At 67.4% G+C, this 242-nt stretch carries 1 protein-coding gene; it reads left to right on the forward strand.

The window, feature by feature from the left end; genetic code table 11:
* On the forward strand, positions 1–242 hold a 242-nt coding region (locus tag OP79_RS49435), incomplete at both ends, for a carbohydrate ABC transporter permease (protein WP_033329999.1).

Raw genomic sequence — 242 nt, forward strand, 5'->3', positions numbered from 1 at the left:
CCGCGCCTCCCGCTGGCAGCAGTTCCGCCATGTCACCCTGCCCGGCATCCGCGGCACCCTCGTGTTCGTCGCCATGCTCACCTCGGTGCTCTCCTTCCGGGTCTTCGACCAGGTCTACGTCCTCGTCAAAGGCGGCGGCCTCAACGAGGACGCCGCCCGCACCGTGATGTACCAGGCCGTCACCACCGCCTTCGACCAGAACAACATCGGCCAGGCGTCCGCGATCACCGTCGTCTTCTTCC

The organism is Streptomyces yerevanensis (assembly GCF_000716805.1).
GTDB classification, from domain to species: Bacteria; Actinomycetota; Actinomycetes; order Streptomycetales; family Streptomycetaceae; genus Streptomyces; species Streptomyces flaveus.